The following is a 20,529-nucleotide window of genomic DNA, read 5'->3' as shown; positions in this document are numbered from 1 at the left end:
CTAAGGCAATGAATTTTGGATTTTTTAATATAGTAACGAATCTTTTAGTATGATACACTGTGCAATATTAATAACAAACATAATAAATATAAAACTAGGATAAAAGCTATTAATTAAAAATTATTTTTTAATAATTTAAAAAAAGTATATAAAAATTAAACATGACAAAAAGTTTTCATGCGGTATTCTTGTTAAAAAAACCGTAAATATATTGTACGAGGAGAAACACTATGAAAAGCATAAACGAATTATCAGACCTTAAAGGAAAAGTAGCTATTGTTACTGGATCAGCAACTGGAATTGGTCAAGCCATTGCAGTTGGACTAGCAGAAGCTGGCGTAGATATTGCTGGAGTTTACAATCACACATCATTTGAAGAAACAAAAACACTTGTTGAAAAAGCAGGTCAAAAATTTTTACCAATACACGCTGATGTATCAAAACCCGAAGAAGTAAATACTATCATACCTGCAACTCTTGAAGAATATGAAAAATTTGATATACTTATAAATAGTGCAGGAATAGAATCACATAATCCTGTGGGTGATGCTTATACAAACGAAGAATATGAACGTTGTTTGCAAATCAATTTAAACCAAGTGGTTGCACTTACAGCGGAAGCTGGCAAATATTTTATTAAGGCAGGTAATGGCGGAAGAATTTTAAACGTATCTTCTATAGCAGGGTATTTAGGAATGAAGTCTGGAATGTCACCATATGTCATTACAAAACATGCAATAAGAGGAGTTACTAGATCATTTGGACTTGAACTAGCTCCTTATGGAGTTACTGTAAACGCCATTGCTCCAGGTCCTATTTTCACTAAAATGACTACAACCCCACCATTGAAAAAATTAGGTATGGATAGAGTTGTTTCTGTAAAATGTCCTGTTGGACGTTGGGGATTTCCTGAAGATTTTAAAGGAATTGCAAATATGCTTTGCTCTGAAGCTGGCGGATTCATTACAGGTCAAACTATTTTAGTCGATGGTGGATATACATTAACTTAAATGTAATCATTAAAAGCTATTAAAGTGCTCTCAAATGGCATTTTAGTAGTTTTTTTTTAATGTTATTATGCGGACAGTTGGGCCGGGTAGTATAATATTAATTATTGAACTCATAGCAAAAATTATTACATTGTTAGCAATATTATTTCACAAGGAAAAAGTTTGCACTCATATTAACCCATTATTTTTATTTTGTAACAAGTTTTGTAAAAGTTTGTTGAAATCATGTAATTTTTGTAGTATAATAACATAATTAAATGTTATTTAAATATCATGGAGGAAAGATTAATGGATTTTAAAGAAGTAGAGTCATTTTTGACTAATATAAAGTCTGTATTGTCTTGTAAAATTATAGCTGATAAAAACAATGTTATAAATGAAATTCACGTTTTATCAGACAACAGCAGACACACTAAACAAATTGCCAGAGATATACGTTCCGCACTTTTATCTAACTTTAATATTACAGTTGATTATAAAATAATAAGCGTTGCGCAAATAATAAAAAACCTATCTGTAAATACTGATTTCAGATTGGTTTATGACGGATATTCAAATGAAACTACTTCTGATTACATAAAAATAAATGTTAATCTTTCATGGAATGATAAAGAATATTCAGGTGAATCAAGTGGAATTAAATCAGAGAAAAACATTCTTAAAGTAACTGCAATGGCAACCCTTGATGCAATTAAAAATTCCATAGGCTTAGAATGCTTCATTTCTGAAGATATTCAAATACATAAAATTGCTGGACAAGAAGTAATATTATCTGCAATTACTCATATAGACCGAGGCGAGGAAAATGTTCTCGTAGGCTCATCTATTGTAATTAACAACAGAATAGATTCAACTGTGAAATCTATCTTAAATGCAATCAATAGAAAAATTTGTTTGTGTTATAAAGATTAAGATTAAATAAATGATTTAAATGAATTGGGCTGACAAACCATAACAAAAGAAAAAAACTAGAGAAGAGAATCCTTCCTGTTCCATTAGCGAGCGAACAGAGACTTTATCAGGAGGATTTTCAAATGAAAAAAATAATGCCTTTAATTGCTTCTTTAGTAGCTTTAGTATTAGCAAGTGGCGCTGGCATGAGCTGGTTATAAGATAAAAACGTCAGCCCTTCATTATATATGGAGGAAATATGGATATTAAAATTAAAAGAGTAATCGGTCGTTCTAAAGCAAAAACTAATACAAGTTTATATGCGTACATTAGCGCGGTATCATTTATTGCTTTTATTTTTCTTTTATATTTAATAAAGACATATGATGTCACTGACAAAACTTTATTAATTGTTTTCTCCCTTTTATGTGTTGTAGCAGAAACCTTTTTAATACCTATGCCTAAAATCGGAGCTGTATCAGTAAGTTACGCATTAACCTTTTCTGCTATTTTATTAACTGATCCTTTAACTGTTGCAATAATATCCTCTGTAGGAGTTGCACTTAGATGCCCTTATGTTGAAGGTAAAGGAAGAGTTAATATTTTTAACAACCCCATATATAAAACAATATTTAATGTGAGTCAATATATAATTATTACAGGCGCTGGCAGCATTGTATATGAAATTGCCGATAAAATAATTGATGTTGGATTTGTTTTTTTTAATCCTATAGCTTCTATCTTCTCGCTTATTATTTATATTTTTCTAAATAGTTTATTTATGGCAATATTAATGTCATTAATTTTAAATAAGAAAGTTATTGATATCTGGAAAAACAGTATTTTTGGTATCCTTTATAATGTTGTTCTTGTAAGCCTTCTAGGTATAGTTATAGCTTTTAGCTGTGATAGTTACGGTGTAGGTGGAATAATACTATTCTTCATCCCTCTAATGTTTGCAAGATATACATTCAAACTATATCTTGATATGAGAAAAAATTATTTTGAATCAATTAATATGCTCATTCGTACTATAGAAGCCAACGACCCATATACCAGTGGACATTCAGTTAGAGTAAGTGCATATGCCGAAAGCATTGCAAGAAAACTTAATTTACCACAAAGCAAAATTGATTTAATTAAAAGTGCTGGTTTGCTTCATGATATAGGTAAAATAGGCATTGACAAGGGAATTTTAAATAAGACAGGTAAATTAGAAAAAAATGAATTCGAAGTAATAAAATGTCATCCTCAAATAGGTGCAACAATAATATCTGATTTAAGCTTTTTATCGAACTTGTCTGATATAATAAGACACCATCACGAGAGAAATGATGGCAGTGGTTATCCTGATGGACTAGATCATGAAAAAATAACACTTGAAACATCAATATTGACAATTGCTGATTCATTTGATGCCATGACTACAAATAGACCATATAGAGACGCTCTTGATCTTGAATATTCACTACGCGAAATCAAAGATAATGCAGGTACCCAATTCAACCCTGATATAGTTGATGTTGCTGTTATCGCATTAAGAGAATCATACAATATCATAAATAATTATTAAAATCTTATATTTTAGGTGAAAATATGATTGCTGAAATAATAATATTATCTGTAGTTTCATTACTTATAATATATTTAAGAAATAAAAAAATTAATTTTTCAAATATTGATATAGATATAAAAGGATATAAATTATTTATCATAATGGCAGTAATACAAATTACTGCTGTATTTTTGTTTAAATTTTATAAAAATAATGATGTATTTAAAATATTATCTGCAAATTGGTTAATTTATCCTGTATTGTTATATGTAACAGCTATTAATTATAAAAAAAGCTATATGAAGCTATTTTTTGTAGGAACGCTATTAAATTTCATTGCTATTGCATTTAATGACTTTAAAATGCCTGTTTATATTTCCGAAGCATATGCAAATAGTTCTGATACTATACATTTTCTCAATTCAAACCAAGATTTAATACATTCAATTCTAACGGATTCAACACGCTTTAAAATTCTTTGTGACATAGTAACAATTCCACCACCATATCCTTTTGCAAAAACAATAAGCATAGGCGATATATTCCTTTTATCAGGTATCTTTATATTCTGGCAAGATGCTCTAAAATCAAATCATTAAAACATGTATTTACAAACCACTAAAGCAGCAACAATAGATGCTACATGGGCTATTAGACCTACTTTAATAGTGTATCTTATATTTTTAATACCTACTGCACCATAATAAACAGCTGCTGTGTAAAATACCGTTTCAGCAGAACCCATTATAACAGATGCACAGCGACCTATATACGAATCTGCTCCATAACTATCTAATAATGTTTTAATCACACCATATGAACCACCGCCTGAAAGTGGTTTAACTATAATTAATGATAACAATTCTGGTGGAAAACCTATCAATGAAGTTAATGGTGTAAGAGTTTTTACTATAAATTCTTCCGCCCCTGATTGAATAAATAAGTTAATTGCAAATATTATTGCTACTATATAAGGTAATATTTTAACTGCAGATTTCGCGCCATCAAAAGCTCCTTCTATAAATTCTGAATATATATCTACACCTTTAATTAATCCATAAAATAAAATTCCTCCAATTAATATGGGTAATATTAAATCAGATAATCTCATTATATATTTTTCCTTTCATAATATTTAGCAAATATAATAGCAACAATAGTTGTAAAAGTAGTAGCAACAATTGTAGGCAATATTATGTCATTTGGATTAACCGCCCCTGCATCAGCTCTCATTTTTATTATAGTCAATGGTATTAATTGTATAGATGACATATTAATAACCAAAAGCATACACATTGAATTCATTGCAATGTTTTTGTTTTTATTCCCCTTCTGCATTTCCTCCATAGCTTTTATACCTAGCGCTGTAGCTGAATTACCTATTCCAAACATATTTGCTGCAATACACATTATCACTGCATTAATAGCTTTTGTATTATTTTGTATATCACTGAAAAGTATTTTAATAACAGGATTTATTATCTTTGATAGTTTGTTTAAGATGCCTGATTTTTCAACTATTCTCATAAGTCCTGACCAAAATGCCATTATACTTACTAAACTCAAAATTAAATCTACTGATTTTTGCAAATCATACAATATGACATTAGATACAATTTCAGGTTTACCATTAAAAAAAGAAAATAATATTCCAATGCTAATTAATCCAAACCAAACCTTTTTCACTTATATCATTCCCTTCAGCAATTACATAAAAAAAATCAAACATACTATTAAATCTTATGTTTGATTTTATATATAAATTCACATTATTTATTTATAATTATATTGCTGATCTATAGAGATTAATAAAAGTTATTGATTATCCAGTAATATCACATTCATTATGAATTCTTTCAACGCATATCTCTAAAACCCTCTTAGCTTCTGCTTTAGTAACGGTAATATCTAAATCCTTATATATTATTCTTCCGCCTTCTTCTGGGATTTCTTCAAATATCATAGTTAACCAACCGTTAACAGTTGAAACATCAACCTCTTCATCTGGAACGATATTAAATAAATCAAACATATCATCTATATCCGCATTACATGAAATGAGGTATTTATCTTCTCCTATTTTTTTAAACCATTCTATAACTTCATCATGTTCATCCCATATCTCACCAACAAGCTCTTCTATAATATCCTCCATTGTTACAAGTCCTGCTGTTCCCCCATATTCATCTATTACTATAGCCATATGTGCTTTAGAAACCTGCAAATCTTTTAAAAGTTCAGATATTTTTTTGTTAGGCGTGACATATAAAACACTTGAAATGATTTTCCTAAAATCACTTTCATTTCGATTTATAGCTTGATAAAAATCTTTTTCATGTATTACACCTGTTATATGATCAATATTATTTTGAAACACAGGAAGTCTAGAGTATCCACTAACAAGAAATGTTTTTTTAATAGAATCCAGTGTATCTTCTTCATCTACTCCAACTATATCAATTCTAGGCGTAAATATATCTTCAACATCTACATCATTAAATTCAATAGCTGAACGTATCAAATCACTTTCAGTTTTATTAATAACGCCCTCATGTTCAACTTCATCAATCATTGTCCTCAATTCATCCTCTGTAGTTAAAGGATAATCTTCTGATTTAAAAATTAAACTAATAAATTTTACCGAAATTACAAATAATAAATTTAACGGCGAAAATAAAATCTCAAAGAATCTAATTATAGGTGCAGAAAACATTGCAAAGCCTTCAGGTGACTTTTTAGCAATAGCTTTTGGTGTTATTTCTCCAAAAAATAATATTACTGCAATCATTAATACTGCAGAAACGGTTGCACCTAGAATATGAAAAGCATTCATAAAAAAAATCGTTGCTAAAACAGTGGCACTTATATTGACTATATTGTTTCCAATAAGTATAGTTGACATTAGTTTATCATAATCATCATATAAAATTAATGCTAATTCAGCTTTCTTATTGCCTTCCCCTAAATTTTTCATACGTAATTTATTAAAGCTTGTATATGCTACTTCTGAAGCTGAAAAAAATGCTGATAAAATAATTAATATAAAAAATATGATAATCTGACTTATCCCGTCACTTTCCATTATTGCAATTCACTCCTAATTTGAAAATTTTTCTAATAAATCCATACTTATATTATAATGTAACTATCCACTGGTGTCAATCACTTTATAGAATTGGGTTATTATTCCACTATTTTTTAGCATAAAGAATGCCTACAAATGCAATAATATTGCTATAGTTCTTAATTATTATAAATACGTATCCGACAAATAAAAGTAACCGTTTTCAACAAAAATTAAGAAATTATTAATTGTTTTATTTTTTTCAAGTGCTATACTAACAAAGCGTAAAGATTTAGTTTTATAGATAAAGTTTAAACATCGGAGGTAATAAAGTTGTTATCATTTATAAGTACATTCAATTTAATTATATTGTTAATATTCACAGTCTTTTACTTATATCAAGCATTTTATGTGCTTGTGTCATTAATTTATAAAAGTGAAAATATGGTTTCAATAAATAATCACAAATATGCAGTAGTTATTGCTGCTAGAAATGAAAGTAATGTAATAGGTCACTTAATAGAAAGTATAAAAAAGCAAAAATATCCATCTAATCTATTAGATATTTTCGTAGTTGCAGATAATTGTACTGACAATACTCAAGAAGTCGCAAGGAAAGCTGGGGCTGTAGTTTTTGAGCGTTTTAACAAACAACGCGTTGGTAAGGGTTATGCTTTGGATTATGCATTTAAAATAATTAAAAGCAAGTTTAATCACTACGATGGATATTTTATTTTTGATGCAGATAATTTATTAGACGAAAATTATATCGCTGAAATGAACAAAGTTTTTGACAATGACTACAAAATAATAACTAGTTACAGAAATTCTAAAAATTATGACACAAATTGGATATCTGCTGGTTATTCTCTTTGGTTTTTAAGAGAAGCAAGATTTCTTAACAATTCAAGAATGATACTTAAAACTGGATGTGCTGTATCTGGTACCGGTTTTTTAGTACACGATGATATAATTGAAAAAAACAATGGGTGGAAACACCATTTATTAACAGAAGATATAGAATTCTCAATAGATAATGCAATTCAAGGTGAATTAATAGGATACTGTGATAAAGCAAAAATATACGATGAACAACCATATGACTTTGAACAATCATGGAATCAAAGATTAAGATGGGCAAAAGGATTTTATCAGGTCTTTGCAAATTATGGCTTTGATTTAATTAAAGGTATTTTCAAAAACAAGAGCTTTTGTTGCTATGATATGTTTATGACTGTAATGCCTGCTATGATAATTTCTATTCTTAGCGCTGTTACAAATTTAATATTTTTGACATATGCACTCGTTAATATTGAAGTGTCCCCTATGATAGTCCAAGAAACAACCAGTGCTATTATAATGTCTTTTGCTAATTTTTATTTAGTTATATTTGTATTAGGATTATTAACAACTATATCTGAATGGAAACAAATTAGAGCTACTGCAAAGAAAAAAATATTATATACATTTACTTTCCCCATATTTATTTTTACATATGTTCCTATTTCAATTGTGGCATTGTTCAAAAAAATAGAGTGGAAACCAATAACACATAGTGTTGTCAAAACAATTGAAGAAGTAAGATAATATAACAAATATTAACAATAAAAAAACAAAGGCATGAAAATTTCAGTCCTTTGTTTTTATTTTGTATCTATTTTATATAGGTTCTGCTTACATAAGCACTTGTTGTGGCTCTTAACAAGCTTGAATAACTAAGCTTAAAATTGATTATATCTCCAACCTTATACTCATTATCCGATTTTGTTACATCCAATATCAAATGGTCTGAACTTGCACCTAATATGTCTATTTTAGGGTCTATAGGATGTAAGTTGTCAGAATCTACATCCTGTCTACCTACTGCTATTATGGCCCTTTTTATAATTCCTCTATCTTCGTATACTGGTTTGTTACCAAAAGCATCAACTCCAGTTTCTCCAATTGGTACAGATTGTTTTACTTTTAATTCTATTATTTCTGCTTCTAATACAAAACAGTCATCATATAATCCATCTAACATCTGACTATATGAAGTTTCATCTCCTAACAAAAATGCTTCACCAATTCTCAAATTATTAATTTTTTTTGGTAACTCATTCTTATCAATAAGATGTACAGAACTAGAATTTCCACCTGAAATCATATCTAATTTAATATCAAATTTTTGTTCAATTTTTTCTGCTATATCTACCAATATAGATAAATTTTCATTTTTTGGTATCACAGCTCCATAGCATGTTAAGTTTACGCCAATACCATGAAGTTTTATGTTTTCTAGCTTTAATATTTCTTCTACCGCATTTAATATTTCATCTTCATTTTTATAAAATATACCTTCTCTTAAATCTCCTAAGTCGATCATTAGAAGTATATTGTGAATTTTGTTTTGCTTTCTTGCGGCATCATCAAGTTTTTTAATTGTCACTAGTTCTGAATTTAAAGATAAATCAGCATAGCGAACTATTTCTTCAGCCTCTGAGCCCATTGGCAATCTTAAAAGTGCTCTTTGCTTTTTTGTACCTTCATATTTTTTAAGATTTTGAATACGTGAATCTGCTAAAAAATCTATATCTGATTCTTCAAGCATTTTGTAGATTTCTACATCTGCACAATATCCTTTAGTAACTATCATCAGAGAGCATCCTACACTTTTAACCATTTCAGATATTTTATCAAGATTATTTTTTACTTTATTTAAATCAATAACTAATTGTGGATACATAACACTCTCCCATTATAGAATTCTTAAACTTTTTTTCATTAATAACAACGCATCTTCCGGATATCTTTTAGACAAAACACCAAGAGAAGAAAAAATATAGTCATTATCTATTAAAATTTTAGCCCGCTCTGTAGGATATAGCTCTAATCCTTTACCTAAACTACGAATTTTTTCTAATATTTCAACACGATTTGGTAATCTAGTCAATGCACCGCCAGTACCTATAATATACTTAATAGCAGTTAAATCTTTGCCCTGTGCTACAGTTTTTTTACCATTAGCACCATATAAATCTCTAAGTCTACCCGCATGTCTTTCTAGTGAAGTTACAACAGCCTCTTTAGTTAATCTTTCCACAAATTGCTTTTCTCTGTCGCTTAGTGGAATTGGTTTGAAATTTTGAAGCAATTCATCTACATCAGGAAATTCCTTTTTAAGATTCTCCAAGCCGATTTTTTCTACAACATGATTAACATTTACATAAACTCCTAAATCACCTTCAACTGTTCTTTTAGCTTCAGGTTCAGGACTAATTAAAATTGAATTAACTTCTTCCGAGCCCTGAGTAGCGGAATGTACATCAGTTGTTGCTCCACCTACATCAAAGATAACTAAATCACCTATATCTTCCTTTAGTACTTTAGCAGCTTCCATTACTGCTCCAGGTGTTGGTATAATAGGTCCTTTTACTAAATCACGAACTTTAGTCATACCAGGAGCATGAATAATATGTTCTTCAAAGGCATCTTGAATTACCTTTCTTGTTGGTTCTACAACTAGCATGTCTATTTTAGGATAAACATTTTCTACAATGTAAACTTTAACTCCTGCTTCATCACACATTAGTTTTATTTCTTCTTGATTTTCAATATTTCCTGCATAAATTATCGGTGTCTTTAAACCCATTGATAAAATCATTTCCATGTTGTTAAGTGCTGTATCTCTTTCTCCATAATCTACCCCACCTGCAACTAGTATTATATTTGGGTTTACTTCTTGAATTTTTTTTAAATCTGTTCTTCTGAGTTTTCCAGATGTGACCATCTTAATGATACCACCGGCTCCAAGAGCTGCTTCTTTTGCCGCACGAACAGTCATATCATATACAAGGCCATGAACGGTCATTTTTAAACCGCCAGCAGCACTACTTGTAGCTAACATATCATCCCATGTTATTTCTGACTCATGCAGATTTTCCTTCAAGCTATCTATAGCACCCTTGAGTCCAACCGTAACATCGCCCTCTAACACGGATGTAGGCGCTTGACCTTGCCCAATAAATTCAGGACAAGGTGTGCCTATTCCATTAAATGCATTAACTACTGTAGTGGTACTACCAATCTCGGCTACCAATACATTAACTTTCACTATTTATTCATTTCCCTTCTTTTCTTAACCAAGAAACTAGCAACATCAATACCATGAGAACCTCTACCAAAACCAGCATCAAGTCCTGCTTCCGTTGCTATTTCATTGTTAACTTGAGTACCACCACAAACTATCATAACTTTATCTCTAATTCCCTTTTCAATACAAAGGTCATTAATTTTCTTCATGTTCTTAACATGAACATCATCATGTGTAATAATAGTACTAATCAATATTGCATCTGCTTTTGTTTCTATAGCTGCATCTACTAATTTTTCAACTGGGCAAGAAGTTCCAAGATATTCGTATTTAATACCAAAGCCCTCAATACCACCATGTTTAATATCTAATGTTTCTTTCATACCAACTGAGTGTTCATCTTGACCAACAGTAGCGGCTACAACAAATATTGGTTTATCTTGAATATCTTTTCTAATTTCAGCTTGTGAAAGGACTTCAACCTTTTCTGGGATAACTAATTCAGTTACATCGATATCAAAGTTAACTTTTCCTTTTAATTCAACATAAGTACCTTCTGATGGATGCATGCATTGTTTGTGAACAACTGTTACATCATCTAGACCCATTTTTTCACCGCACTTGATTGCTGCAAATTCTGCTGTTCTTTCATCTAAAGGCAAGAATATAGATAATAGTACAGTTCCATCTGCTCTCCACTCAACCTCTGGTTTAACAAGATTTGTATCATAATATTTTTCTGATTCTTCAAGTCTCTTATTAACATTATCATTTTCATCTAGTTCATCAATATAAACTATTTTACTTCTATCTTCAAAAGTATCTCCGCCTATAGCATCGCTTGCTTTTTTAAATTGTTTTGGAATGTTGTTATATCCATAATGAACAGAAACTGGAGCAAAATAATCTTCATCTCTTTCATAAACAAAGCCGTATCCAATTCCGCCTTCGATTTCTCTAGCAATACCGTCTCCATTTCTTTCAGGATATTTTCCACTATCTATGAAGAAACCCTCTTGAACTGCTTTAAAGAAACCGCCAACTTCAAGCATTTCTTCCATAAATAATATTGCTCTTTCTTTTAATTCTCTTACATCTTTCCCTAATGGTCCTTCTCTATCAAGCTTAACCATTTCTCTTAAGCCATCCATCCCTGTAAGAGATTGTTTAGCTGTCATAACTCCTGCAATATTATTATAATGCCAAGGAACATTTCTTCCTTCATCAGGAGTAATCGTTGATTGAATATCAGCACTAGTTAACCTAGAAATCATCATGTTCATTGTATGAGTTACAGCAGCTTCTCTAGTATCTGATTCCATATATTTTGTATTTTGCTGTGCTCTCATTTTGTATTCTCTAAACAAATCACGAAGAGCAACTGCATATGGTAAGTCTAATCTCATACAAGGTGCTGGTGGTGCTGTTGGAGGAACTGTTGATAAAGCAATATTTTCTGGTTTAATACCTACTTTTCTAGAAAACATTGAGTTAATAGCATGTTGTACCATTAATTCAGGCATAACTTTCCATGCTTGCATAGCTGTAGCATTTGCATTATGAGCACCATCTATTTGTAGAATATCTGCCCATGCCATAATTTTTTTAGCTTCACATGCATCACAGAAAGATCTAACCATATTAACATTTCTATATAATACATTGTATTGAGGGTCTTGGTGAGCACCATTTATTCCTTCTTCAGCAAACATTACAGCTATATCTGGACCTGCAACACCTGATATATATGAATGGAAGTTAATTGGACGGCCTACTTCTTCTTCGATTAAATCACATGCTTTTCTTGATGCTCTTACTTGTTTTCTTGTAACCATGATACCACCAATACCTTGGTTAGTTCCTTCAAGTAATGAATCTATATGTGACTGACCAGCAGTTCTTATAACCATTATATGGTCAGCTCCATGCCATGCAGCCATACGCATCCTTCTTATATCATCTTCAAATCTTCCTGAAGCAATTTCCGTTGTAATAACGCAATCTGGTTGTGGATCTATATATCCAAATCCCCTACTACCTGGGAGTGGAACTGATTTTTTTAAACTTTCTGAAGTTTCATGATATTCAAAGTCACCAATTTTTCTTGGTTCATTTTTTCCATCTCGCCAATGCCAACCACGTCTTTTTGGCTCGTATTTATCTAAATCTTTTAAAAGTTCTTTTATATCTAACTTTTTATTAGGCTCAAGTTTCATATACATACCTCCTTAAAATAATGAATCTACATCATCCCAGTGTTTTCCATCTGCAAGTAACAAACCTGCTTCACGTACTGAAACACCAAGTTTTTCTGATAATCTCCAAACAACATTTCCAGCGCCTTTACGCATTAAACCTTTGTTCATAACTCCTTCAACTATTGGTTTAACTTCAACACTTGAAAATCCCATTCTTAAAAGTACACTTCTTTCAACTGAAGGTGTAGTATTTTTTTTACCTAGTTCAAGAAGAGGGTCTACTATTTGTTCAGCTAAATTCCAAAATCTATCATATAATTCTTCATCGGATAAATTAGCTAAATGAGCTCTTCTTTGTTCATAATCATCTGATCTTTTCATTGTTATTAATCCTCCTATTTTCAAATAATATATCTAATATTTTACTATAAAGAAGCTAAAACATTCTTAACAAATTCTATATTCGTATTAGTTTCAACTGCTAAAAATTCTATATCATCTTCTGTTGGTGTCACATTAAAGTTTGATAAGGCATTTTTAATTAACGACCTTCTCATATTATCTAAATTAGCATCATTTGCTTTTATTAAAGATGGATGCGATGGTAAAATTATATTTTTACCTGGAACTTCATCTTTTGGATTTCCAATTACTATTTCAATACCATTATCTCTAGCAAAAGATAATTGAGGCTGAATATGTTTACCAGCACCAGTATATTCAGTTTCTTGGACAACTATCATTTGATCTTGATCCATTTCCTGAGCTAATGAAAACGCTGCAGTTAATGCAGTGTTTCCTGCAGGTCCTTTTTCTAATCCTTCGAGGCTTGCTAAAGCTTCTGTAATATAGAATACCTCTCCTTGATGAACTGTCAAATATCTATCCATGTACCTTAGTGGTCTTCCTGCAGAACGAGGAACATCTGATCTGTCTGGCCAAGTAGTAAAAGGCATTCCAAATCCAGTATGACCTGTTGTGAATGATTTTCTGTTGAATTGTGAGTCTGATGCCATATGCAATCCTGATAAGTCAACACTTGCAGCTATTACTTTAGATTCAGCTCCTGCTTTTATAAGTCCACGAGCTGTTCCTGTTAAGTTTCCACCACCTGCATTTGTTGCAACAACTGCATCTGGATCCTTACCATATTTTTCTCTGAATTGCATAGCAATTTCATATCCTAGAGTTTCAACTCCAGCTATTCCAAATGGAGTATATAAGGAAGCATTAAAGTATCCAGTTTCCTCAAGAAGTACAAGGAATGAATAGAATAATTCTGGTCCAACAGAAAGTTGTATAACTTCTGCTCCAAGAGCTTCACATTTTCTAGCCTTTTCAATTATTTCAGGCTGTCCTAACCCTTTCGAATCATAACATTCTTGAACTATTATACATTTCAGTCCAGCCATAGCTGCTTGCGATGCAACTGCTGCACCATAGTTCCCGCTTGTAGCTGAAATAACACCTTTATATCCAAGTCTTTTAGCATGATATACAGCAGTTGCTGCCCTTCTAGCTTTAAAACTTCCTGATGGATTACTAGCTTCATCTTTTATGAATATTCTTGCACCTTTTCCAGGAGCTGCACATTTTCTTGCTAATGCTGTTAAGTTTTTAAGTTCTAATATTGGAGTGTTACCAACACCCGTATCAGCTTGTATTTTTTGTATTTCTTCAAGAGAATAACCTGTTTCTCTCATCATTTTCTCATAGTCAAATGCTATCGAACCACTTTCAAAAGTAGAATAATCTATACCCACTGATTGTTTCATAATTTCAGGTTTTCTAGCAAGCACTGCTGAATAACTCATATCCTTACTCATTAGACTCACCTCCAAACAATATTTCTCTAACTTGCTCACTTACATGTAAAAGTTCAGGAACAAAGTTTCCAAAATCATGCTTATACGTTGGATTAACTTCTAATAAAGTACCATGTTCTTTCCTTTTTGTTCTAGTCAAAACATTAACTTCATCACCAATATTTGCATCTCCTTGTAAATAACCTTTTACCCACATTTCTAATGGAACTTTTTTTGTATCATCAGGTACTTGTGGTGCTCTATCTGATACTTCTAATACATTCCTATGTATTAAAACCCATTCACCTTTTTTAATCACTTTCAACACTCCCTGTCTATATATTTTAAACAATCAAAAAAATATTTTAGCAATATTAAATAATTAATAAATTGTCATTGATTAAATTATAATATTTTCTAAATTTTTTTTATTAATAATTATATAAAACTATAAGATAAAGAATTTGAATATCAAATTCTTTATCTTATCTAAATCTAAAAGTATACTTCTTCATTATAACATAAAATCAATTATTTTACAATTTTGCAATCTGGATCAATTTGATCTCTTAAATCTCCCATTATTGCTCTTGGAACTGGTAAGCTTAACATTGTCTGTAAACCTGGTTTAGCATTGATTACATGAGGTATCATATTAACGCACATTGCAATTGTACCAATTCCACCAGGAACTTCTGGTGAGTTAACCATATTAATATTTGGAGTTCCTTTAATTATTACATAATCACCTGTTTGAACGCCAACTTGCTCAGGCTCTATTTGTTGTGGGTGATCCATTTCAATTTTTAATTCGCCATCAACATATCCAAAGCCCTTCATAGCACAACCTGCAACATCTCCAGCTTTTGCAAATCCATAAGGGGATTTTCTATCTACATCTGTAACTATAGGATCCATTGACTGTGTTACTTTTTCTACATTCCAACCAATAGCATCTGCAATCATATTTATTGATTCATGGAAACCAACGTGTCCTGCTAAATGACCAGTCTCAACGCCTTTTTTAAATTCATCAACACTTATACCAATACCTTGTTCTTCCATAACAGCTGGTCCAAATGGAGATAAGCTATTAACCCTTCTTGATACAATATGTTCAACTTCCTCACAACATCCAGTCATAATTACAACTAATAAGTCCATGATTAAACCAGGATTGATTCCTGTTCCAAGTATTGATACACCATTAGCTTTAGCTATTTCATCTAATTGTTTAGCAAGTTCAGGTTCTTTTGCTTGTGGATAAGACATTTCTTCAGCACTTGATACTACATTTATTTTTTTCTCTAAAACAAATTTCAATCTGTCAAATGCTTTGCTAGTGAAAGAATCTGTACAGCATAATACTACGTCAGCTGCCTTTTCTTTAATAATATCTTCAGGAGTTCCAATTATAACATCTGGTCTATCTCCTCTTTCAGTACCTATAACTTCATACATGCTCTTTCCAAGTTTAGCACCTCTACCAACAGCACCAACAATATCTACACCTTTTTTCTTTAAAAGCATGTTAGCCATTCCTGATCCCATTGCACCAAGTCCCCAAATAATAACCTTTACATTTTGCATTTTAAATCCTCCTATAATATATAATATATTTATTTTCTAAATCGATATAAGTATAATAAGCAATAACTATGCCAATCTCACTTATTTATCATTTTAACTATATATTTAGCACATTTTTAATATCATGTTTTATAAAATACCTACTTATTTCAACACTTGCTTATTATTTCCCAACATAAAGTATTTATACTTATTTATTATTTACATAATAATTAAGATAACGATTTTTTAGTTTAATTAAAAAACCGCAAATATATTTGCATCATATGCAAATATATTTGCGGTTTTTGAGTTTTATTTTATCTCGATATTATATTTTTTTATTTTATGCTGTAGTGTTTGACGCTTGATTTTCAACATTTGTGCCGATTTTGTTATGTTAAAATAGCATTTTTCTAATGTTTTAATTATAATTTTTTTCTCTAAATTATCTAAATAATCACAAATTCCATTTTTGCATATTTCATCAGTATTATATTCTGTTTCAACTCTATTTATTTCTTCTATTATTAAGTGGGTTTTAGTCAAAATATGATCATCTTCAACCATGCTCAACGCACCCATAATTATGTTTTCCAATTCTCTTACATTGCCGGGATAATGGTAGTGAAGAAGCTTTTCTTTTGCATCTTCTGATATTACAAGAATTTTTTTATTATACTTAACATTATATTTATTTATGAACTTTTCTGCAAGAATAAGTATATCATCTTCCCTTTCTCTTAGAGATGGAACATTTAATGGAATTATGTTTAATCTATAAAACAAGTCCCTTCTAACCTTTCCGGTAGATATTATATTTTCAGGTCGCTCATTACTTGTTGTAATTATTCTTACATCAATTGGTATATCCTTTGTTCCACCTACACGTCTAATATAGTTTTCCTGCAACACTCTCAAAAGCTTAGCTTGGAGTTCGTAAGGCATGGAATTTATTTCATCAAGCAACAAGGTTCCTCCATTTGCTTGTTCAAAAAGACCTGCTCTATCTACAGCTCCAGTGAAACCACCTTTTGTAGTACCAAACAGCAATCCTTCTAATAATGATTCTGGCAAGGCTGCACAATTTTGAGCTATAAAAGGTTTATCTCTTCTATTACCGTCATAGTGGATACTTTGCGCAATCAATTCCTTACCTGTTCCAGTTTCTCCATATATAAACACAGAAGCTGAACTATTTGAAGCTTTTTTTGCCCTTTCAATAACTTCAACAAACTTAGTACTTTGACCTACTATATTATTAAAGTTATATTTCTTAATTCTTGTAGATTTCGCTTTATCTGGTTTTCCAATTTCTTTTTGAAGTTCTAATATAGTATGTGACATTTCTTGAATTTTTGTAATATTTTTTGCGACCTCTACAACTGCTCTTACTTCATCTTCGATTATAACAGGAACAGTAGAATTTATTGTAGTTATCTCTTTTCCATCCTTATTTAAGTAGGTTTGCTTTTCATTAATTGTACTTTGCCTAGTTTCCAGTGCTTTTAGTAATGTACTATTTTCTTTATTAAGATTTTTAAAAACTTCACTGAATGGCTTTTTAAGAACATCTTTAGTTTGCATTTTTTCTAATTTAGACATTGCCTCATTGTATATTATAGTGTTGCCTTTATTATCTAAAACATGTACTCCATCGTCAACTAGGTGCAAAATTTTTTGCATGATAGTTGTATATTCTTTTGATTTCATGAAAACCTCCTAAACTTATTAATAGGATTTATTTATTTTTATATTATCACATAAAACCGTATTTTACAACAAAATTCAAGTTTACAATTATTAATTTACAGTGTACAATAGATTATAACAAAATATAACAGTAGGTAAGAAGACCTTATCTATACGTTTTATAATATATTGTTTTACGGAGGGTATAAATGAAAAAAATAGAGAGTTTTCAAGTTAATCATTTGAATTTAAATCGAGGTATTTTTGTTTCTCGAAGAGATTATATTGGTGAAGATGGGGTTACAACATTTGACATAAGAATGAAAGAACCAAATCATGAACCTGTTATGAATACAGCTGAAATTCATACAATAGAACATCTTGGTGCAACATTTTTAAGAAATCATAATATTTATGACAATCTAACTATTTACTTTGGTCCAATGGGTTGTAGAACAGGTTTTTACTTAATTCTCAAGGGTAATTTTAAATCAGAAAATATAATTGATATCATGAAAGAAATGTTTGAATTTATTATTAATTTTGATGGTATCATACCAGGTGCTGATGCTAGTTCCTGTGGAAATTACCTTGATATGAATCTTCCAATGGCAAAATATGAAGCTTCAAAATATTTTAACGAAGTTTTAAGCGACTTAAAAGAAGAAAATTTAAATTATCCAGAATAACAAAGGGGACTGGTACAACACACTCAAAATGTGTCATTGTACCAGTCCCTAAATAATTCAATCAATTAGTTGTCAGTTTTTATTCTGTTACCCATTTTTCTTCTTTCTATTTCTGTTAGATATCTTTTTCTTACTCTAATGTTATCAGGAGTTACTTCTACTAATTCATCATCGTTTATAAATTCCAATCCTAATTCTAATGTCATTACTCTAGGTGGCGCCAATTTTATTGAATCATCTGCACCAGAAGACCTTGTATTAGATTGTTTTTTAGCTTTGCATGGGTTTACTACCATATCTTCACCACGTGCATTCATACCTATTATCATACCTTCATACACTTTTTCACCAGGACTTATAAATAAAGTACCTCTGCTCTCAATAGTATTGAGTGAATAAGCAATTGCATCGCCTTGATCATTAGATATTAAAACACCGTTTTGTCTTTGTGGAATTTCACCTTTAAACTTTTCATAATGGTCGAAGCTTCTAACCATAGTTCCTTCGCCTCTTGTATCATTTATAAGCTCGGTTCTATATCCAAGAAGTCCTCTTGTTGGAACCATATAAACTATTTTTACATAGTTACCATCTGGAGACATAGATTCCATAATACCTTTTCTTAAATTAAGTTTTGATATAACCGAACCAGAATATATATCAGGAACATTAACTAAAACTCTTTCAATAGGTTCCTTAACTACTCCATCCTCTTTGTGAAGTATAACTTCAGGTCTAGATACTGCAACCTCATAACCTTCTCTTCTCATGTTTTCAAGAAGTATAGATAAGTGAAGTTCTCCTCTACCTGATACCTTAAATCCATCCATTGCACCATCTAAAGGCTCAACTTTCAACCCTACATTAACCTCTAATTCTTTTTCTAATCTTGCTTTTAAATGTCTCGTTGTTACATATTTTCCAGACAATCCAACAAAAGGAGAAGTATTAATTAAAAAGTTCATTGAAAGTGTAGGTTCTTCTATGCTGATTGTTTCCATTGGTATAACTTTGTTTTCATTGCATATAGTATCGCCTATTGATATATTTGGTATACCTGCAATAACAACTATATCACCGCTACGAGCTTCTTTAACAGATGTCCTTTTTAAACCTTGGTATACAAAAATACTTGATATTTTTTGTCGTTCTACAGAACCATCTCGCTTTGAAACATGAACCAATTGACCTTCGCGAATTGTTCCGGATGTTACTCTTCCAATACCTAGTCTTCCTATATAATCATCATAAGCAAGTGATGATACCTGCAACTGTAAATCATCGTCATCCTTATCTGGATATGGAGATACATGATTAGTTATAGTATCAAATAATGGTGTAATATTATCACTAGGTTGATCTAATTCATACTGAACAATTCCTTGCTTTGCTATTCCATAAAGAACTGGAAAATCTAATTGCTCATCATTTGCATCTAACTCAACAAACAAATCAAATACCATATCAACAACTTCTTCAGCTCTATTATTCTTCTTATCTATTTTATTTATAAGAAGTATTGGTTTTAATCCTGCTGCAAGTGATTTCTGCAAAACAAACCTAGTTTGAGGCATAGGACCTTCTATAGAATCTACAAGCAAAATAACTGTATCAACTGTTTTCATTATACGTTCTACTTCTGATGAAAAGTCAGCATGACCAGGTGTATCCACAATATTTATCTTTATGTCATTATGCATTACTGAACAGTTTTTAGAGTAAATAGTTATTCCTCTTTCACGTTCAATGTCATTTGAATCCATTACACAATCTACTAAGTCCTGATTTTCTCTAAAAACTCCACTTTGCTGTAAAAAAGCATCTACTAATGTAGATTTACCAGCATCAACATGGGCTATTACCGCTATATTTATTATTTTATTCTTCATTCTTTACCTACCTTTATATTTTCCAACTGTTAGTTTAGTCTTTTTTTATACATTTTGCAATCTTTTTTTGTTATTTTTTTATTTTTTTTTTGAAA

The 20,529-nt window shown here is 30.7% G+C and carries 18 protein-coding genes; 6 read left to right on the top strand and 12 right to left on the bottom strand.

Annotated elements, in window-relative coordinates:
* Nucleotides 1–230 precede the first annotated feature (230 nt).
* From J2Z76_RS10190 to J2Z76_RS10175, 4 genes are all read left to right on the top strand, one after another.
* Entirely contained in the window at nt 231–1,010 is a 780-nt protein-coding gene (locus J2Z76_RS10190; RefSeq protein WP_209511939.1) for an SDR family NAD(P)-dependent oxidoreductase, read from the top strand.
* Nucleotides 1,011–1,298: 288 nt separating this feature from the next.
* Nucleotides 1,299–1,922: a hypothetical protein gene (locus tag J2Z76_RS10185; protein WP_209511938.1), complete on the top strand. Its 624-nt coding sequence runs from the start codon at nt 1,299–1,301 to the stop codon at nt 1,920–1,922.
* Nucleotides 1,923–2,160: 238 nt separating this feature from the next.
* Nucleotides 2,161–3,474 carry an HD-GYP domain-containing protein gene (locus tag J2Z76_RS10180; RefSeq protein ID WP_209511937.1) on the top strand — a complete coding sequence of 438 codons (1,314 nt, stop codon included), beginning with the start codon at nt 2,161–2,163 and terminating at the stop codon, nt 3,472–3,474.
* 23 nt (nt 3,475–3,497) lie between these two features.
* Nucleotides 3,498–4,055: a DUF5317 domain-containing protein gene (locus J2Z76_RS10175; RefSeq protein WP_209511936.1), complete on the top strand. Its 558-nt coding sequence runs from the start codon at nt 3,498–3,500 to the stop codon at nt 4,053–4,055.
* Here J2Z76_RS10175 and J2Z76_RS10170 read toward each other — a convergent pair.
* The 3 genes from J2Z76_RS10170 to J2Z76_RS10160 all read right to left on the bottom strand — a co-directional run bounded on the left by J2Z76_RS10170 (nt 4,052) and on the right by J2Z76_RS10160 (nt 6,538).
* A complete protein-coding gene (locus tag J2Z76_RS10170; RefSeq protein ID WP_209511935.1) occupies nt 4,052–4,567 on the bottom strand; it encodes a spore maturation protein in 516 nt (171 codons plus the stop codon). The two genes, J2Z76_RS10175 and J2Z76_RS10170, sit on opposite strands and share 4 nt — an antisense overlap.
* Nucleotides 4,567–5,142 carry a nucleoside recognition domain-containing protein gene (locus tag J2Z76_RS10165; RefSeq protein ID WP_209511934.1) on the bottom strand — a complete coding sequence of 192 codons (576 nt, stop codon included), beginning with the start codon at nt 5,140–5,142 and terminating at the stop codon, nt 4,567–4,569. The genes J2Z76_RS10170 and J2Z76_RS10165 overlap by 1 nt, the downstream gene beginning before the upstream one ends.
* 136 nt (nt 5,143–5,278) lie before the next feature.
* Complete coding sequence (locus tag J2Z76_RS10160) at nt 5,279–6,538, bottom strand: hemolysin family protein (RefSeq protein WP_209511933.1); 1,260 nt, start codon at nt 6,536–6,538, stop codon at nt 5,279–5,281.
* A gap of 399 nt (nt 6,539–6,937) precedes the next feature.
* Here J2Z76_RS10160 and J2Z76_RS10155 point away from each other — a divergent pair, with 399 nt between their 5' ends.
* On the top strand, nt 6,938–8,107 hold the full coding sequence (locus tag J2Z76_RS10155) for a glycosyltransferase family 2 protein (protein ID WP_342455036.1): 1,170 nt from the start codon (nt 6,938–6,940) through the stop codon (nt 8,105–8,107).
* A 67-nt stretch (nt 8,108–8,174) separates the two neighbouring features.
* On the opposite strand, the gene orr is transcribed toward J2Z76_RS10155, so the two are convergent.
* The 8 genes from orr to J2Z76_RS10115 form a co-directional block, all read right to left on the bottom strand.
* Nucleotides 8,175–9,245: an ornithine racemase Orr gene (gene orr, locus J2Z76_RS10150; protein ID WP_209511931.1), complete on the bottom strand. Its 1,071-nt coding sequence runs from the start codon at nt 9,243–9,245 to the stop codon at nt 8,175–8,177.
* A 12-nt stretch (nt 9,246–9,257) separates the two neighbouring features.
* Complete coding sequence (locus tag J2Z76_RS10145) at nt 9,258–10,613, bottom strand: GlmL-related ornithine degradation protein (RefSeq protein ID WP_209511930.1); 1,356 nt, start codon at nt 10,611–10,613, stop codon at nt 9,258–9,260.
* Nucleotides 10,613–12,808: a D-ornithine 4,5-aminomutase subunit OraE gene (gene oraE / locus J2Z76_RS10140; protein ID WP_209511929.1), complete on the bottom strand. Its 2,196-nt coding sequence runs from the start codon at nt 12,806–12,808 to the stop codon at nt 10,613–10,615. Before oraE ends, J2Z76_RS10145 begins: the two co-directional genes overlap by 1 nt.
* Nucleotides 12,809–12,820: 12 nt before the next feature.
* Entirely contained in the window at nt 12,821–13,171 is a 351-nt protein-coding gene (locus J2Z76_RS10135) for an ornithine aminomutase subunit alpha (RefSeq protein ID WP_209511928.1), read from the bottom strand.
* Nucleotides 13,172–13,215: 44 nt separating this feature from the next.
* Nucleotides 13,216–14,616, bottom strand: a complete 1,401-nt coding sequence (gene ortB, locus J2Z76_RS10130) for a 2-amino-4-oxopentanoate thiolase subunit OrtB (RefSeq protein WP_209511927.1) — start codon at nt 14,614–14,616, stop codon at nt 13,216–13,218.
* A complete protein-coding gene (ortA, locus tag J2Z76_RS10125) occupies nt 14,609–14,914 on the bottom strand; it encodes a 2-amino-4-oxopentanoate thiolase subunit OrtA (RefSeq protein ID WP_209511926.1) in 306 nt (101 codons plus the stop codon). Before ortA ends, ortB begins: the two co-directional genes overlap by 8 nt.
* Before the next feature lie 212 nt (nt 14,915–15,126).
* A complete protein-coding gene (gene ord / locus J2Z76_RS10120) occupies nt 15,127–16,185 on the bottom strand; it encodes a 2,4-diaminopentanoate dehydrogenase (RefSeq protein WP_209511925.1) in 1,059 nt (352 codons plus the stop codon).
* Nucleotides 16,186–16,479: 294 nt separating this feature from the next.
* Complete coding sequence (locus tag J2Z76_RS10115; protein ID WP_209511924.1) at nt 16,480–17,877, bottom strand: sigma-54 interaction domain-containing protein; 1,398 nt, start codon at nt 17,875–17,877, stop codon at nt 16,480–16,482.
* A gap of 188 nt (nt 17,878–18,065) precedes the next feature.
* On the opposite strand from J2Z76_RS10115, the gene J2Z76_RS10110 reads away from it, so the two are divergent.
* Nucleotides 18,066–18,545, top strand: coding sequence for an S-ribosylhomocysteine lyase (locus J2Z76_RS10110; RefSeq protein WP_209511923.1), 480 nt, complete (start codon nt 18,066–18,068; stop codon nt 18,543–18,545).
* A 65-nt stretch (nt 18,546–18,610) separates the two neighbouring features.
* Here the strand turns inward: J2Z76_RS10110 and typA are convergent, their stop codons facing one another.
* Nucleotides 18,611–20,434 carry a translational GTPase TypA gene (gene typA, locus J2Z76_RS10105; RefSeq protein WP_209511922.1) on the bottom strand — a complete coding sequence of 608 codons (1,824 nt, stop codon included), beginning with the start codon at nt 20,432–20,434 and terminating at the stop codon, nt 18,611–18,613.
* Between the last annotated feature and the right edge of the window lie 95 nt (nt 20,435–20,529).

Source organism: Sedimentibacter acidaminivorans (assembly GCF_017873955.1).
Taxonomy (GTDB): domain Bacteria; phylum Bacillota; class Clostridia; order Tissierellales; family Sedimentibacteraceae; genus Sedimentibacter; species Sedimentibacter acidaminivorans.
The sequence above is the reverse complement of the archived record's forward strand: the minus strand, read 5'-3'. Positions and strand labels throughout refer to the sequence as shown.